We start from the raw sequence: 16920 nt of genomic DNA, 5'->3' as shown, positions 1-16920 counted from the left end.
ATTGGTCAGGTAAAGGTTAGTGGATCGTACTTGCTAGGGAACTACGCGACTGCCTAGTGCTTGCAGTTCTCGTCGTGCACATGGTAGTGGTGGTGCTCGTCGCCGCCGGTGATCTGGTCGACCAGGAAGTCGACCACGTCGTCGAAGGGCACGGTCGATTGCTGCTGCTCGCCCTCGGCGGCGCGCATCGCCTTGACGCTGGCCGAATGGCTGGCGACCTCGTCCTCGCCGAGGATGACGGCGAAGGCGGCGCCGCTGCCGTCGGCCTTCTTCATCTGCGTCTTGAAGCTGCCGGGACCGTTGGCGGTCGAGGCGTGCATGACCACGTCGAGGCCGGCGTCGCGGATGCGCTCGCCCAGCACGAAGGCTTGCAGCTGGGCTTGCTCGCCCTGGTGCACCAGGTAGACGTCGCACTGGTTCGGCTGGTCCGGCTCGCCGGCCGCCTTCATCAGCTCGATCAGGCGCTCGATGCCCATGGCGAAGCCGACGGCGGGCGTCGGCTTGCCGCCGAACATCTGTATCAGCGGATCGTAGCGGCCGCCGGCGCACACGGTGCCCTGGGCGCCCAGCTCGTCGGTGACCCACTCGAACACGGTGCGGTTGTAGTAGTCGATGCCGCGCACCAGGCGCGGGTTGATCACATACGGAATGTTGTTGTGGTCGAGGATCTTGCGCACGCCGTTGAAGTGGGCCAGCGACTCCTCGCCCAGGTAGTCGAGCAGCTTGGGCGCGCCGTTGACCATTTCCTGCATGGTCGGGTTCTTGGTGTCGAGGATGCGCAGCGGGTTGGTGTGCAGGCGGCGCTTGGCTTCGGCGTCGAGCAGGGTCTCGTGCGACTCCAGGTAGGCGATCAGGTCGACGCGGTGGCGCGCGCGCTCCCCGGCGTCGCCGATCGAGTTCAGCTCGAGGCGGATGTTTTCCAGGCCCAGGTCGTCCCACAGGCGGCGGCACAGCATGATCATTTCGGCGTCGATGTCCGGGCCGTTGAAGCCGACGGCCTCGCAGCCGAACTGGAAGAACTGGCGGTAGCGGCCGCGCTGCGGCTTCTCGTGGCGGAACATCGGGCCGGTGTACCACAGGCGCTTGGGGCTTCGTAGACCAGGTTGTGCTCGAGCACGGCGCGGACCACGCCGGCGGTGCCCTCGGGACGCAGGGTCAGCTGGTCGCCGTTCATCGAGTCGGTGAAGGAGTACATTTCCTTCTCGACGATGTCGGTGACGGCGCCGATGGCGCGGGCGAACAGCGCGGTGTTCTCGACGATGGGCGTGCGGATCTGCTGGAAGCCGTAGCTCTGCACCACCGACTGGGCGGTGTTCTGGAACAGCTCCCACAGGTGGGCGTCGGCCGGCAGGACGTCGTTCATGCCTTTGACGGCGACGATCTTCTCGGCTTTTTCTTTTTTAATTTCGGACATGTTCTTCTCTTCTATTCTTTTTATGCGGTGACGGTCTTGCCGTAGTTGCTTTGCACGTAGTCCAGCACGATGGCCTGGAACTCCTCGACGATGCGCTCGCCGCGCAGGGTGGCGAACTTCTGGCCGTCGACGAACACCGGCGCGGCCGGCGACTCGCCGGTGCCGGGCAGGCTGATGCCGATGTTGGCGTGCTTCGATTCGCCGGGGCCGTTGACGATGCAGCCCATCACGGCCACGTTCATCGCCTCGACGCCCGGATAGCTCTTCTTCCACTCCGGCATCTGCTCGCGCAGATAGGTCTGGATGTTGTCGGCCAGCTCCTGGAAGGTGGTCGAGGTGGTGCGGCCGCAACCCGGGCAGGCGATCACCATCGGGGTGAACTTGCGCAGGCCCATGGTTTGCAGGATCTCCTGGCCGACCACCACCTCCTTGCAGCGGTCGCCGCCCGGCTCGGGCGTGAGCGAGATGCGGATGGTGTCGCCGATGCCCTCCTGCAGCAGCACCGACAGCGCCGCCGTCGAGGCGACGATGCCCTTGCTGCCCATGCCGGCCTCGGTCAGGCCCAGGTGCAGCGGGTAGTCGCAGCGGCGCGCCAGCTCGCGGTAGACGGCGATCAGGTCTTGTACGCCGGAAACCTTGCACGACAGGATGATCTTGTCGCGGCCCAGGCCCAGCTCCTCGGCGCGCACGGCGTTCTCGATGGCCGAGGTGATCAGCGCCTCGTACATGACGGCCTGGGCGCTCCACGGCTCGGCGCGGCCGGCGTTCTCGTCCATGATGCGGGCCAGCAGCGCCTGGTCCAGGCTGCCCCAGTTGACGCCGATGCGCACCGGCTTGTCGTGGCGCGCGGCCACTTCGATCATTTGGGCGAACTGGCTGTCCCGTTTGGCGCCCTTGCCGACGTTGCCCGGGTTGATGCGGTACTTCGACAGCGCGCGGGCGCAGTCGGGATAGTCGTTGAGCAGGGTGTGGCCGTTGTAGTGGAAGTCGCCGACCAGGGGCACGTCGACGCCCATCTTGTCGAGCTGTTCGCGGATGTAGGGCACGGCGGCGGCCGCCTCTGGCCGGTCCACCGTCAGGCGCACCAGCTCGGAGCCGGCGCGGGCCAGCTCCTTGATCTGGATCGCCGTGCCGACGGCGTCGGCGGTGTCGGTGTTGGTCATCGACTGCACCACCACGGGCGCGTCGCCGCCCACCCAGATCTGGCGGCTGCCGTGGGCCACCAGCACGCGGCGGCGGGCGCTGCGCGGGGACGGTCCTGAGGGGATGGCTGTTTGCGTAGAAGACATAATCTTGGCTGTTTGGCTGTTTGGCTAACGGTTGCTTATTTGATGTTGACGCGCGAGATGGTGCCGCCGGCCACCGGCGGCAGCGCCAGCGGCGTGCCGCCCAGCGTCGCCTCGACGCCGGTCGGTTTGCCGACGATCAGCAGCGCCGGTTCTTGATCTCGAAGGTTTCGGTGTTGCCGGCCTTGACCAGGCGCGAAATCAGCGCGGCGGCGCCGGGACGGCGGATTTCGATCCACGAGTCCTGGTTGACCTTCAGCACCAGCGTGCTGCCGGCGGCGGCCGGCGCCGGGGTGGCGGCGACCGGCGCGGCGGCCGGCGCCGGCACAGGCGCCGGTGTCGGCGCCGATGCCGGCGTGGCGGCGGTGCCGCCCGGCGGCGCGACGGAAATCAGCGGCACCGAGGTCGACTGCAAGGGCGCCGTCTCCTGGCCCGGCTTGACCAGCGTGGTCTCCAGCGGGGCGATCTCGGCCGGCTTGTCGGCCGGCTTGTCGGCCTGCGCCGAGGCGCTGGCGTCCTTGTCGGCGCGGCTGAACATCGCCGGCGAAACCAGCCCGGCGTGGTAGGCGTAGGCGCCGGCGGCGGCCACCACGGCCACGGCGACGGCGCCGACCAGCCAGCCGGCCGGCTTGCTGGAGCGCTCGGTCAGCGAGGGGAAGCGCGACTCGGTGAAGGTGGCGGCGATCTCGCGGCGGACCGGGGCGGCCTCGGCGCTGGGCGGCGTGCCGACCTCGATCATCGCCACCAGCGGCGTGGCGTCGAGCTTGACCACCTTGGCGTAGGCGCGCACGAAACCGCGCACCACCGCCATGTTGGGCAGCGCGGCGAAGTCGCCCGCCTCAAGGGCGACCACCTGGCGCGGCGCCAGTTTCAATTGGTCGGCGATCTGCTCGACCGACCAGCCCATCGCTTCGCGCTGGGCCGCCAGTTGTGCTCCGGGCGTGGCCAGGCTGCTGCCCTGGTCCTTTGGCTGTTCTGCCCACTCTGAATTCATTGGTATCCCTGTTTCACTCATCAAACGCCCCACGTTGATAAGCAGCATACTCGGCCGAGCCGGCGTGGTGGCGGCGCAACTGCGTCGCCCAACCAGCTTCCGCGCCCGCATCGCCGAGCTGATGCTGCACCTTAATCGCGAGCCACAGCACATCGGCCGTCATGCTCTCCATCTTTGCTGTCTTGCCCAGCCGGGAAATGAAAAACCCGGCCCGCTGGTAGTCGCGCCGCACATAGTACACGCGCGCCAGGTTGGCGTTGGTCGCCGCCAGGTCCGGCGTCAACTGCAACGCCTGCAGCAGATATTGTTCGGCGCCGGCGTAGTCCTTGCGCTTCAGCGCGCAGGAGCCGGCATTGTTCAGGGCCTTGGCCGGCGAGGCGTAGGCGCGGTTCTTCAGGGCCGCGTCGAAATACCGCATCGCCTCGTCCACCCGGCCGTTTTGGCACAGGAAGGAGCCGTAATTATTGGCCAGCTCGGGATTGTCCGGCGCCAGCTTGAGGGCGCGCGTGAAATTGTCCCCGGCCAGGCCGGTCTCGCCCATGGCCATGTAGATCAGGCCGCGCATGCCGTAGCCGTCGGCGTAGCCGGGGTCGGCCGCCAGGGCCAGCTTGACCTCGTCGAGCGCCACCGTGTACTGGCCCTGCTCATAGTAACCCACCGCCAGCTGCATGCGGATTTCCGCACGGCGCTGGGCCGAGGTCTGGTCCGAGGCGGTGGTCAGCTCGGCCTTGCCGCTCTGGCCGCGCGCCTCCCCCGCGCCGGGCGCGGCGCAGCCGGCCAGCAACCCGGCCAGGCCGAGCACGGCCAGGCAGAGGCGGCAGCGGTGCGCCAGGACCGTCATCAGGAGCGGATTTCCACGATCTTGCCGAAGTCGGCGCCGAACTTTTGCTGGTACTCGGCCATTTTCTCCATGCGCTCCACTACCCTGGTGCGGTCCTGCACCTCGCCGGCCAGCTGGCCGCAGGCGGCGTCGATGTCGTCGCCGCGCGTCTTGCGGATGGTGGTGACGATGCCGGCGTCCATCAGCACCTGGGCGAAGGCCTTGATGCGCGGATTCTTCGAGCGCAGCAGGCCCGACTCCGGGAAGGGGTTGAAGGGGATCAGGTTGAACTTGCAGTTGACGCCGTGCTGGCGGTCCTGCACCAGGGCGACCAGCTCGCGGGCGTGCTCGTCGGAGTCGTTGACGCCGTCGAGCATGCAGTATTCGAAGGTGATGAAGTCGCGCGGGGCGAACTCCAGGTAGCGTTTGCAGGCGGCCACCAGCTCCTTGAGCGGGTACTTCTTGTTGAGCGGCACCAGGCCGTCGCGCAGCGGGTCGTTCGAGGCGTGCAGCGACACGGCCAGCGCCACCGGCACCTCCTGCGACAGCCTGTCCATCATCGGCACCACGCCCGAGGTCGACAGGGTGACGCGGCGGCGCGACAGGCCGTAGGCGTTGTCGTCGAGCATCAGCTTGAGGGCGGTGACGGTCGGCTCGAAGTTCAGCAGCGGCTCGCCCATGCCCATCATGACCACGTTGGTGATTTGTCGTTCGCCCTTGGGGCCGGGCTCGATGCCCTTGGTGCGGCGCAGCTCGAACTCGGCCATCCACAGCTGGCCGATGATCTCGGACACGCTCAGGTTGCGGTTGAAGCCCTGCTTGCCGGTCGAGCAGAAGCGGCAGTTGACGGCGCAGCCGGCCTGGGTCGAGATGCACAGCGTGCCGCGGTTGTCTTCCGGAATGAACACGGTTTCGACGGCGTTGCCGTTGCCCACGTCGACCAGCCACTTGCGCGTGCCGTCGGTCGAGGTGTGGTCGCTGATGACGGCCGGCGCGCGCACTTCGGCGCGGGTGGCCAGCTTGTCGCGCAGCGACTTGGCCAGGTCGGTCATGGCGTCGAAGTCGGCGGCGCCAAATTGGTGTATCCAGCGCTGCAATTGCTTGGCGCGGAACGGCTTCTCTCCCAACTCGGCGCAATAGGCGATGAGCTGCGCGGGATCGAGATCCAGCAAGTTGGTCAGGGTGGCGTTCGTGGTCGTGCTCATTGCAGGCTCAATTCAATTCAAAAAAAACTCGTTCCCGCGCGCAGCGCGGCGGGAACGGGGTACTGCCACGGCCCGGGGGCCGTCAATAATTACGCTTTGGCTTCTGGGAAGAAGTAGGCGATTTCAACTTTGGCGGCGTCGACAGCGTCGGAACCGTGCACGGCGTTGGCGTCGATCGATTCGGCGAAATCGGCGCGGATGGTGCCTTTTTCTGCCTTCTTCGGATCGGTCGCGCCCATCAGGTCGCGGTGGGCCAGAACGGCGTTTTCGCCTTCCAGGGCTTGGATCATGACAGGACCGGAGACCATGAAGTCAACCAGATCCTTGAAGAAACCGCGCTCTTTGTGGGCGGCGTAGAAGCCTTCGGCCTCTTCGCGCGACAGCTGGGTCATGCGGGCTGCAACGATTTTCAGGCCAGCGCCTTCAAAACGGCTGTAGATTTGACCGATGACGTTTTTTGCAACTGCGTCAGGTTTGATGATCGACAGGGTGCGTTCGATAGCCATTTAAAAACTCCAATAAAAAGAAAGGTTTAAAACAAAATTGATAGCTCAATCAACCTTTGATTTTACCATAGAACACCCCATCTATCCGATATTGGACTAGACAAGGGCGGCGCGCCCGCCGTTTGCGCCGCCGCCGGGCCGATTCTACCTGTAGGAAACCCTTGGCGGCGGGCAATTTGACGCCGATTCTGCACGCTTTTTCCCCGACGTGCTATGCTTTTATCAAGCTGTACCCCGAACCAACGAATTGGAGGCATGATGAACTTACAAAATACCTATGACCTGAGCGGCAACCGCCAGGCGGCGGTGCGCCACAATGTGCTGCGCAACACCTATTGGCTGCTGGCCCTGTCGATGATCCCGACCGTGCTGGGCGCCGTGATCGGCGTCGCCTTCCACGTGCCGATGCTGGGCGGCGGCATGGGCGCGCTGCTGTTCCTCGGCGTCGCCTTCGGCTTCATCTGGGCCATCGAGAAGAACAAGGACAGCGGCCTGGGCGTCGCCCTGCTGCTCGGCTTCACCTTCTTCATGGGCCTGATGCTGACGCCGCTGCTGACGCGCACGCTCGGCTACGCCAACGGCGGCTTCCTGATCATGACCGCCTTCGGCGGCACGGCCACCGTGTTCGCCGTGCTGGCCAGCGTGGCCACCGTGTCCAAGCGCGACTTCTCGGCGATGGGCAAGTGGTTGTTCGCCGGCGTCATCGTGCTGTTGCTGGCCTCGGTCGCCAACATCTTCCTGGGCATGTCGGCGCTGTCGATCACCATCTCGGTGATCGCCATCGCCATCTTCTCGGCCTACATCCTGTACGACGTGCAGCAGATCGTCAACGGCGGCGAGACCAACTATGTGCGCGCCACGCTGAGCCTGTACCTCGACGTCTACAACATCTTCACCAGCCTGTTGTCGTTGCTGGGCTTCGGCGGCGGCAGCCGCGACTAGGCGGTTTCCACGCGGCACACCAAGCCGGCCTCGCGCCGGCTTTTTTACGCCCCTGCCAGGCACCGGCAACCCCGGGGCGAGGCGGGGGTCGGACCCCGACGGGGTCCGACCCCCAAGTGGTGCCGCGCGCCAGTCGCTTAGCCTGAAGGGGTTAGCGCACCTCGAAACGCATGGTGTCGACCACCTGCTGGTCGGCGTCGACCAGCGCCAGCTGGTGCGGGCCGGCCACCGGCTGCCAGGCGTGGTCGGCGTTGGCCGGGCCGAGGTCGGCGCCGTCCAGGCGCCAGCGCAGGCCGGCCGCCGCCTGCGCCTGGAACAGCACGCGCTGGCTGGCCGGCGGGATGTCCGGGTCGATGGCGATGATGCTGGCCGGCGCCGGATAGCTGATGCGCGGCGCCCGGCCGCCCTGCCCGGCCAGCTCGACGACGGCGCTCTCGCTGCCCTTGAGGAACCATTCGACGCGGGCCGGCTCGAACGCCGGCAGGTAGCTCAGCGCCTGGCGCAGCACGCCGGGCGGCGCCGGCGGCGCCTTGCCGGGGCGCTGGCGGTGCAGGTAGTCGACCACGTCGCGCCAGACCGGCGCGGCGCCGGTCACGCCGGACACGTCCCACATCGACTGGCCGTCGAAATTGCCGACCCAGACGCCGACGGTGTAGCGGTCGGTGTAGCCGACGCACCAGTTGTCGCGCATGTCCTTGCTGGTGCCGGTCTTGACGGCGCTCCAGAAGCCGGTGGCCAGCTCGTTGCTCAGGCCGAAGGTCAGGCTGCGCGCGGCGCGGTCGGACAGGATGTCGCCGACGATGAAGCTGGCGCGCGCGTCGAGCACGCGGCGGCGCGGCGCGGCGGCGCGCGGCAGCAGGCCGGTGGCGCTCCACAGGCCGCCGTTGGCCAGGGTGCGGTAGGCGTTGCCCAGTTCGAGCAGGCTGACCTCGGCCGAGCCGAGCGCCAGCGAGTAGCCGTAGTAGTCGGCCGGCTCGCCCAGGCTGTCCAGGCCGAGCGCGCGCAGGCGCTCGTGGAAGCGGTCCAGGCCGGCCATTTGCAGGGTGCGCACGGCCGGCACGTTGAGCGAGCTGGCCAGGCTGGTGCGCACGCTGACGTAGCCCTTGAACTGGCGGTCGTAGTTTTGCGGCACGTAGAGGCCGCCGTCGGTGCTGACGTCGAGCGCGCTGTCGTCGAGCAGCGAGGCGGCGGTCAGCTGGCCGCGTTCGATGGCCAGCTCGTAGAGGAAGGGTTTGAGCGTCGAGCCGGCCTGGCGCAGCGCCAGCACGCCGTCGACCTCGCTGCCGCCGGCGTTGCCGACCCAGGCCAGGATGTCGCCGCTGGCGTTGTCGAGCACCACCACGGCGCCGTCGTTGACGTTGCGGGCGCGCAGCGCCATCAGGTGGCGGCGCAGGGTGTCGAGGGCGTAGCGCTGCAAGGCGCCGTCGAGCGTGCTGCGGGTGGCCGGGCCAGCGCCGCGCAGCAGCTGGCGCGCCACTTGCGGGGCCGCCGGCGGCGCCGTGTAGCCGAGCGGCCGGCTCAGCGCGACGACGGTGGTGTTTTCGATGGCGCCGCAGTTGGCGCCGGGCTTCAGCTCGCGCGCCAGCGCGCAGGCGCGCTTGGCCACCAGCTTGGGCGCGGCGCCGGGCGCGCGCAGCAGGCTGGCCAGGATCGCCGACTCGGCCACGTCCAGGCCGGACGGCGCCTTGCCGAACAGGCCGCGCGCGGCCGCGCCGACGCCTTGCAGCTCGCCACGGAAGGACACCAGGTTCAAATAGGCTTCGAGGATCTCGGCCTTGCTCCAGGCGGCGTCGAGCTCGCGGGCGGCCTGGATCTGGTCCCACTTCTGGCCCCAGCCGCGGCCGGCCGCGCCGCCGCGCAGGGCCGGGTCGAGCTGGGCCGCCAGTTGCATCGTCAGGGTGGAGGCGCCGCGCGGCCGGCTGCGGAACAGGTTGTCCCAGGCGGCCTGGCCCATCGCCTTCAGGTCGACGCCGTCGTGCTGCATGAAGCGCTGGTCCTCGGCCTGCAGCACGGCCAGCGGCAGCGCCGGCGAGATGTCGGCCAGCGCCACCCAGCGCAGGCGGCGCGCCGCCAGGTCGATGCGCAGCGATTGCAGCGGTTCGCCGTGGCGGTCGAGCAGCTCGGCGTCGGAGGCGCGGTAGTCCGCCCTCACCTGCTGCGGCGTGGGCACGGCGCCGCCGGCATGGCCGGCGGCCAGCGCCAGCAGCGCCGGCACCAGAGCGGCTGTCACCCGCAGACTCATTTGACGCCCAACGCCGCGTTGGGCAGCAGGCCGAACATCTCGGGGCTGTACATCGCCTCGACGCGGGTAGGCGGCAGGTTGAACTGGCCGGCGTTGTTCAGCCGCACCGTGTATTCGACGCTCCACTTCCCCTTCGGCACGAACTCGTAGTAGCTGCGGAAGGCCTCGAAGCTGCGTTCCTGGAAGGCCGGCCAGACCCAGCCGCGCTGCCGCTCGCCGCTGGTGGCGATGGACGAATCGCGGCCCAGGCCGGTGCCGAGCACGCTGGCGCTGGCCGGGATGGGGTCGTCGACCACCACCCAGGTCATGTCCGACTGCGCCTCCAGGTCCAGGTGGACGCGGTAGACGTCGCCGCGCGACCAGACGCCCGGCGTCTTCTGCTCGACCGGGGTGATGGTCTTGCTGATGCGGTAGCCGGTGTTCAGCGCCGCCTTCAGCGGGATCGCCGCCAGGCTTTGCACCGTCACCCAGGGCTTGCCGGCGCCGCCGTGCTTGAAGGCCAGGTCGGCCGCGCCGCGCGGCCAAGGCAGCATGACGCTGGCGGTGGGATGCGCCGCGTCCAAGGTCGCGCTGGCGGACACGCCGCCGACGCTGGCGCTGGCCGCGCCGGTGACGGGCGTCGCCTCGAACTTGCGCGAGAAGGCGTCCAGCGCCAGCACGCCCCAGGCGTTGGCGACGGTGGTGTCCCAGTGGCCGCGCCGCTGGCGCCCCAGGCTGCCGCGCGCCAGCCGGCCCATGTCGGCGCGCCAGGCCGGGTTGTCGGCCATGGCCAGCAGCAGGCGGTTGGCGTTGGCGTCGGCCGAGGACATCAACCACCACCAGTTGTCGCTGCGCTCGGTGGAGAAGGTCATGGTGGTGCCCTGCAGGTTCAGGCGGGCGCGCAGGATCTGCTGCGCCTGCGCCATGCGCGTATCGCGCTGCGCCAGCTTGGGGCTGCGCTGCAGGATCAGATACCAGTCGATCACCGCCGACGTCGGCCACAGGTTCGGCTCCAGCGAGAACGACTCCAGCTCGGCGTCGCCGACCCGGCCGGAGCGCGACAGCGCCTCCAGCGCGGCCAGCTTGCGCACCGCCAGGTCGGCCGTGGCCAGCGCCGAGTTGCGCAGCACGCGGCCGTGGACGAAACCGAGCAGCGCCTCCTCCATGCGGCCCTTGAGCTCCGGCGGGATCGGATAGCCGGCCTCCTGCACCGCCGACAGCACGTAGGCGGTCAGGCTGTCGCTGCCCCGCTCCATCAGCGAAAAATATTTGACCAGGCCGTCGCTGTCCATGTGCGCCGGCAGGCTGGCGGCCTGGCGCTCCCACATGGCGGCGTCGCGCAGGGCGATGGCGCGCGAGGTGTTCTGCTCGAAGCAGGTGTAGGGATACATGGTCATGTACTCGCGCACGCCGGGCAGGTCGCTGCCCAGCCGCGCGCTGAACAAGGTGCGCAGGCCGCCACGGCCCGGCTGGGCGTCGGCCGGCATGCGCACCTGCATGGACTGCGGGCCGTCGAGCTGCAACAACGTGGCCTGTATCGTCTGCACCGGCACCGCCGGCTTGACCGTCTGCTTGACGCGCAGGCGGTCGCCGGCGCTGTCGGCGCCGACCACCTTGGCGCTGACGTCCCAGGCCAGCTTGTCCAGGCCGAGCGGCACCTGGTAGTCCCAACCCACCTCGCGCGCCTGGCCGGCGGCCAGCGTCAGCTTCTGCGCCGGCAGCGCCTTGCCGGCAGCGCTGGCGGCCAGCTCGACCTGCATCTCGGCGTCGCTGGTGTTACGCAGCGTGAAGCCGGCCTGGAAGCGGTCGCCCTCGCGCACCAGCGCCGGCAGGCCGGACAGCAGCATCAAGTCCTGCGAGCTGCGCACCTCGGTCTTGCCGGTGCCGAACAGGTCGGCGTTGGCGCTGGCGATGGCGACGATGCGGAAGGCCGTCAGCGAATCGTTGAGCGGCACCTGCACGGTGGCCTCGCCCTTGCCGTCGAGCGCGACGCGGGCCTGCCAGAACAGCAGCGTGTCGAACAGTTCGCGGCCGCCGCCCTTGCCGCCGCCGCCGCCCGGCGCCACCGCCTTGCGGCCGAAGTGGCGCTTGCCCACCACCTGCATTTGCGCGGTGGCGGTCTGCACCTGCAGGCTGCGCTGCTGCATCATCGCCTCCAGCAGCTCCCAGCTGGCGTTGGGCATCAGCTCGAGCAGGCCGACGTCGACCGCCGCCAGCGCCACCTCGGCGCCGGCCGGCACCGGCGAACCGTCGGCGCGCGTCACGCGCACGGCCACGTTGGCCTTCTCGCGCACCTTGTAGACGGCCTTGTCGGCGCTGACCTGCACCTTCAACTCGTTGCCGGCCCAGCCCACGCGCAGCGGCGTGATGCCCAGCTTGTAGGCCGGCTTGCCCAGGTCGACCAGCGCGGTTGGCGCCGCGCCGGCGACGCGGCCGCGCACCACCAGCGCCGAGACGTAGACGTTGGGCGCGTACTGCGCCTTGATCGGAATGCTGAAGGTGGGCGCCTTGCCCGACAGCGCACGCACATAGCTGTCGATGACGCCCTCGCGCTCGACCGTCACCAGCGCGGTGGCCTGGCGGAACGGCATGCGCACCTGGAAGCTGGCCTGCTGGCCCGGCTCGTAGCGCTTCTTCTCCGGCAGCAGGTCGATGCGGTCGTTGTCGCTGGCCTTGAACCACCAGTCGTCGCCGTCGGCCACCCAGGTGTCGATATGGGTGGTGGCGGCGTGGTGCGCGACATCCTCGGTGCGGGCGCGCAGGATCAGGTTGCCCGAGGCGGCCGCCTTGGTCTGGCACAGCAGCAGGCCGCGCTTGTCGGTGCGGCCCTCGCAGGCGGCGCCCAGCGCCTTGACCTCGCTGCTGTTCTCGTAGGCGTAGAAGCCGCCGATCAGGCGGCGGCGGTGCGAGTAGTTCATGCGCTGGAACAGGTCGACGCTGACCGGCGCGTCGGCCACCGGCCGGCCCTGCAGGTCGAGCACCACCACCTGGAACTTCAGCGCGTCCTTGCTCAGCACCCAGCCGTCCGGCGCGATGCCGATCTGGTAGCTCGACGGCCACAAGGGAATACGGGTGGCCACCGACAGCGTTTCGCCGTTGGCGTCCTGGTAGCTCAGCTCGGCCAGCAGATTGCGCGGCGTGGCCGCCTGCGGCAGCTGGTCGATGCTGACGCGGGCGCCGCCGGCGCCGTCCAAGGTCAGGCTGCGCGTGCGCACGGCGCCGCTCTTCGGCGCGTCGGCGTCGGCGTCGGCGTCGGTGCCGGCGTCGTTGCCGTTGGCGGAGCGCTCGCCCTCCTCCTCGAACATGCCCTCGTCGTCGTCGAACACGGCGCCGCTCTTCTCCACGCCGGCCTTGACGTCGCCGGCGCCGAAGCTAAAGCCGTCGTAGTCGGGGAAGCTGGCGGCGTGGGGTTCGATCACCGTGCGCAGCTTGACCGGCGCGCCGGCCGCCGCGCCGCCGGACAGGTAGCTGAGCTGCACGTCCAGGTCCAGCTTGGCGGCCAGCACGGCCGGCGTTTTCGGCCCCTGCAGCAGCGCCTTCATGGTCGGCACGCGGAACTGCTCGACGCGGAAGCGCCCGGCCATGCGGCCGTCCAGCAGCACGCTGTACCAGCCCTGCTTGGCCTCGGCCGGAATCGGCCAGCTGTTGTCGGCGGCGCCGTGGCGCCAGCTGAGCGGCAGCTCGTAGCGCTGCTCGCTGCCCTCGTGCAGGATGAACATCTTGTCCGGCGCCTTGCCGGCGCCGGCCAGCGCGAGGCCGGCGGCGACGTGGCGGCGCAGGAAGTGCTTCATGTGCACCGTCTCGCCGGCGCGCAGCAAGGTGCGGTCGAACACGGTGGCGGCGATGGTGTTGTCGGCGCGGACGTCGTCGGTCGGCAGGTTGAAGCGCCAGGCCTCGATGCCCCGGTTCCAGTCCGACAGCGTGAAGGTCATGTCGGCGCCGCTGCGGGCGCTGATGAAGTAGCTGTCGTTGTAGCCGCAGGAGAAGCGGGCCAGCTCCTGGCGGATGTTGGCCACGCCGTTGGCGTCGGTGCTGCCCTGCCACAGCGGCTTGCCGGCGCAGTCGCGCACGGCCACCTTGGCGCCGGCCACCGGCCGGCCCTTGTCGAGCGAGGTGACCCAGACCAGCGAGGACTCGGCGCCGTGCTTGAAGTGGGCCACCAGGTTGGTCACCAGCGCCGCCGCGTTGACGTAGGCGGTGCGCGGCTTGCCGCTCAGCGCGCCGCCCAACAGCGGGCTGGCCAGTTCGACCACGTAGAAGCCCGGCTTGCGCAGCGGGATGCCGATCACCTCGAAGGCGCGCTTGCCGCCCGGCTTGGGCAGCGTGAAGCGCTCGACGGCGCCGTCCTTGTGGCCGGCCAGCATGGGCTGGTACAGGTCTTGGCCGTACAACTCGCCCGGCTGCCAACCGCCGCCGGTGCGCCCGGTCAGGCGCTTGAGCCAGTCGATGATCTGCTGGTCCTGCTGGTCGGCCACGCGCAGCATGGCGCCGCCGACGGCGCTGCCGGACACCTTGGCCAGCTGGGTCGGCAGGCCGGCCTCCACATTGCGCACGGTGACCGGCAGCAGGCGGTCGCCGCGCGCCTCGATGACGCCGAAGCGGGCCGGGAACTTGACCAGCGGCGGCTGCGGTCCGGTGCGCACCGTCAGCGGGAAGCGGGCGTGGTTGAGCAGCGGCCGGCCGGCGTCGTCCTTCAGATTGGCCGGCAGGGTCAGCGTCAGCTTGGCCTGCTCCGGGAAGGGGCCGACGATGCTGACGCCGCTGACGAATTCGGCCTTCTTCTCGTCGTCGCCCACGCTGGCGCGGAAGCTCTTGCCGCCCGGCGCGCCCAGGCGCACGGCCAGCGCGTCGGCCAGCCGCACCGGCGCGGAAAAATTCAGCCGCGCCGGCAGGAAGGGAATGCAGTCGCCCTTGGCGCTGGGCCGGTCGCAGCTGAAGGTGGCGGTGAAGTCGGGCCGCGTGCGGTAGGCCAGCACCTGGTCCTTCTGGTTGGCGATGCCGCTCTCGCTGGCGATGCCGGCGCCCCACACCAGCGCCACCTTGGCCTTGGCCGGCAGGCTGCGGCGGCACTGCAGCAGCTCGAGCGGCATCTGCGCGAGGCGCTTGTCGCGCACGCCGACGCTGGCGCGCCAGACCACGCCACGGGCGCGGAAGTACAGGTTCAGATAACGGTCGACGAACTGCTTGCGCTGCGCCAGGATCTGCTCGCGCTCGGCGCCGACCAGGCGGCGCACGGGAATCTTCTCGTTGATGCCGTCGGCGCGGCAGTAGGCCTGCGCCTCGACGTCGGCGGCGCGCGCCGGCGCGTCCAGGCCGAGCACAAAGATCTGCTGCTCGTCGACCTCGCCGCCCTCGCGCGGCAGCGACTCGACGATGGCCGGGCCGCCGGTGTTGAAGCTGAACTTGCGGCTACCGGCCAGGTCGGCGCCGGCCAGGTCGCGCAGGCCGGCCTTCAGGGTGAAGCTGCAGGAGACGCCGGCCGGCAGGTCGCGCACGAAGTCGTAGCTCCAGTTGCGCCCGTCGATCCAGCGGCCGCTGCCCTGCTCGGGACAGTCGACGCTGAACGGCGCGTCCAGGCGCAGGTCGCCGAAGGCCACCATCTGCGCCGAGAAGCGCGCCTGCACCTGGCGCACCTGCTTGACGGTGCCGCTGGGCGAGAACGATTCGACGCTGGCCGGCGCCGCCGGAGCGGGCACGGCCGGCGGCTGCGGCTTGGCCTGGGCCTGGGCCGCAGGCGCGTGCGCGCACAGCAGCGCCAGCGCGGCCAGCAACGGCGTCAAACGGCGAACAAGGGGAACATGGGGTACATGGGGAAAGCGGGAAAACAAGGCGGTGCGAGCCTGGGGCGACTGGGACATTCCAACTCCGTGGTGGGGTGGTCATGCCGCGCGGAAGGTCTGGAATGCACACTGGCTTGGCGGCGATGAGCGGACCAAGCCAGTGTTACAAAGAGCGCAAGCCCTGTCAATGGAGCTTGCAAAACAAATCAGCTTACCAAAAAGGCACGGCGTCTCAGGCCAGGTCGAACACCGCCATCGACTCGACGTGCGAGGTGTGCGGGAACATGTTGACCACGCCGGCCTTGCTCAGCACGTAGCCGGCCGTGTTGCACAGGATGCCGGCGTCACGCGCCAGGGTCGACGGGCTGCACGACACGTAGACGATGCGCTTGGGCAGCATGTCCGGGTGGCTCAGCTTGAGCTCGGCGAGCGCCTCGCAGACCGCCATGGCGCCGTCGCGCGGCGGGTCGATCAGCATGCGGTCGAACTTGCCCAATACGGCAAAGTCCTCGGCGGTGATCTCGAACAGGTTGCGCGTCGAGAAGCTGGTCTTGGCCGACAGGCCGTTGACGCTGGCGTTGTCGAGCGCGCGCTCGGTCAGCGTGGTCAGGCCCTCGATGCCGACCACCTCGCGCGCCTGGGTCGCCAGCGGCAGGGTGAAGTTGCCCAGGCCGCAGAACAGGTCGGCGACGCGGTCGGTCGGCTGCACCTCGAGCAGGCGCAGGGCCTTGCCCACCAGCACGCGGTTGATCAGGTGGTTGACCTGGGTGAAGTCGACCGGCTTGAACGGCATGCGCACGCCGAACTCGGGCAGCAGGTAGTGCAACTGCTTGTCCAGCGGATAGAACGGCACGGCGCTCTCCGGCCCCTTGCTCTGCAACCACCATTGCACCTGGTGCTGGTCGGCGAAGGCCTTGAGCTTGTTCTCGTCGTCGGCCGTGAGCGCCGCCATGTTGCGCAGCACCATGGCGGTGACGTCCTCGCCCACCGCCACCTCGATCTGCGGGATCTGCTCGCGCAGCGACAGCGAGGTGACCAGCGCGCGCAGCGGCAGCAGCATGGCCGAGACGTGCGGCGGCAGGATCATGCAGCTGTCCATGTCGGCGATGTAGGTCGACTTCTTCTCGCGGAAGCCGACCACCGCCTCGTTGCGACGCGGCACGAAGCGCACCGACAGGCGGGCGCGGAAGCGGTAGCCCCAGGTCGGGCCGTACATCGGCCGCATCACGTGCTGCGGGCGGACCTTGCCGATGTGCTGCAGGTTGTCCTCCAGCACGCGCTGCTTGATGGCGACCTGGGCGGTCGGCTCCAGGTGCTGCATCGAGCAGCCGCCGCAGTTGTCGTAGTGCACGCAGGGCGGCTTGACCCGCAGCGACGATTCGCGCAGCAGCTCGGTCATGTTGGCCATTTCCCAGTTCTTCTTGCGCTTGAAGCTGACGAAGCTGACCCGCTCGCCCGGCAACGCGCCCTCGACAAAGACCACCTTGCCCTGGCTGCCGTCCTCGTTGCGCAGATGGCCAACGCCACGGGCGTCCATGTCCAGCGATTTGATCTCGATGATATTTTCTTGCATAGCGTTCTGTGTTGGAGGTGGGCGGGCGCGCGCGCCGGCAGGGGCTGCCGGGCCGTTTCGGGCGCTCAAAGCGGGGCATATGATATCAGATATCGGAAGGCCGATATTGATTGTAATTTTGGCAATGCAAAGGAAATGTGGCGACTCCCAAACCACCCACAGGCGCAGAGCCAGGGTCA

Annotated in this window: 9 protein-coding genes and 1 pseudogene; 1 reads left to right on the top strand and 9 read right to left on the bottom strand. The window is 69.0% G+C overall.

Annotated features, from left to right (window positions below; translation table 11 throughout):
• Positions 1–53 precede the first annotated feature (53 nt).
• The 6 genes and pseudogenes from hisS to ndk form a co-directional block, all read right to left on the bottom strand.
• Positions 54–1414, bottom strand: a pseudogene (hisS, locus tag QC826_RS07400) (histidine--tRNA ligase).
• A 20-nt stretch (positions 1415–1434) separates the two neighbouring features.
• A complete protein-coding gene (gene ispG, locus QC826_RS07395) occupies positions 1435–2703 on the bottom strand; it encodes a flavodoxin-dependent (E)-4-hydroxy-3-methylbut-2-enyl-diphosphate synthase (protein ID WP_279765022.1) in 1269 nt (422 codons plus the stop codon).
• 136 nt (positions 2704–2839) lie between these two features.
• On the bottom strand, positions 2840–3694 hold the full coding sequence (locus QC826_RS07390) for a helix-turn-helix domain-containing protein (protein ID WP_313872844.1): 855 nt from the start codon (positions 3692–3694) through the stop codon (positions 2840–2842).
• Positions 3695–3707: 13 nt separating this feature from the next.
• On the bottom strand, positions 3708–4535 hold the full coding sequence (gene pilW, locus QC826_RS07385) for a type IV pilus biogenesis/stability protein PilW (protein WP_279765021.1): 828 nt from the start codon (positions 4533–4535) through the stop codon (positions 3708–3710).
• Positions 4535–5719, bottom strand: a complete 1185-nt coding sequence (gene rlmN / locus QC826_RS07380; protein WP_279765020.1) for a 23S rRNA (adenine(2503)-C(2))-methyltransferase RlmN — start codon at positions 5717–5719, stop codon at positions 4535–4537. Before rlmN ends, pilW begins: the two co-directional genes overlap by 1 nt.
• An 89-nt stretch (positions 5720–5808) precedes the next feature.
• A complete protein-coding gene (gene ndk / locus QC826_RS07375) occupies positions 5809–6225 on the bottom strand; it encodes a nucleoside-diphosphate kinase (protein ID WP_093389465.1) in 417 nt (138 codons plus the stop codon).
• A gap of 255 nt (positions 6226–6480) precedes the next feature.
• Here ndk and QC826_RS07370 point away from each other — a divergent pair, with 255 nt between their 5' ends.
• On the top strand, positions 6481–7167 hold the full coding sequence (locus QC826_RS07370) for a Bax inhibitor-1/YccA family protein (protein WP_093389464.1): 687 nt from the start codon (positions 6481–6483) through the stop codon (positions 7165–7167).
• A gap of 151 nt (positions 7168–7318) precedes the next feature.
• On the opposite strand, the gene pbpC is transcribed toward QC826_RS07370, so the two are convergent.
• From pbpC to rlmD, 3 genes are all read right to left on the bottom strand, one after another.
• Positions 7319–9409: a penicillin-binding protein 1C gene (pbpC, locus tag QC826_RS07365; protein WP_279765019.1), complete on the bottom strand. Its 2091-nt coding sequence runs from the start codon at positions 9407–9409 to the stop codon at positions 7319–7321.
• Complete coding sequence (locus QC826_RS07360; RefSeq protein WP_279765018.1) at positions 9406–15246, bottom strand: alpha-2-macroglobulin family protein; 5841 nt, start codon at positions 15244–15246, stop codon at positions 9406–9408. The genes pbpC and QC826_RS07360 overlap by 4 nt, the downstream gene beginning before the upstream one ends.
• 154 nt (positions 15247–15400) lie before the next feature.
• Positions 15401–16741 carry a 23S rRNA (uracil(1939)-C(5))-methyltransferase RlmD gene (rlmD, locus tag QC826_RS07355; protein ID WP_279765017.1) on the bottom strand — a complete coding sequence of 447 codons (1341 nt, stop codon included), beginning with the start codon at positions 16739–16741 and terminating at the stop codon, positions 15401–15403.
• Positions 16742–16920 lie beyond the last annotated feature (179 nt).

It is taken from the genome of Rugamonas sp. DEMB1, assembly GCF_029834475.1.
Classification (GTDB): Bacteria; Pseudomonadota; Gammaproteobacteria; order Burkholderiales; family Burkholderiaceae_D; genus Rugamonas; species Rugamonas rubra.
This window is presented reverse-complemented; position numbering and strand designations above follow the sequence as displayed.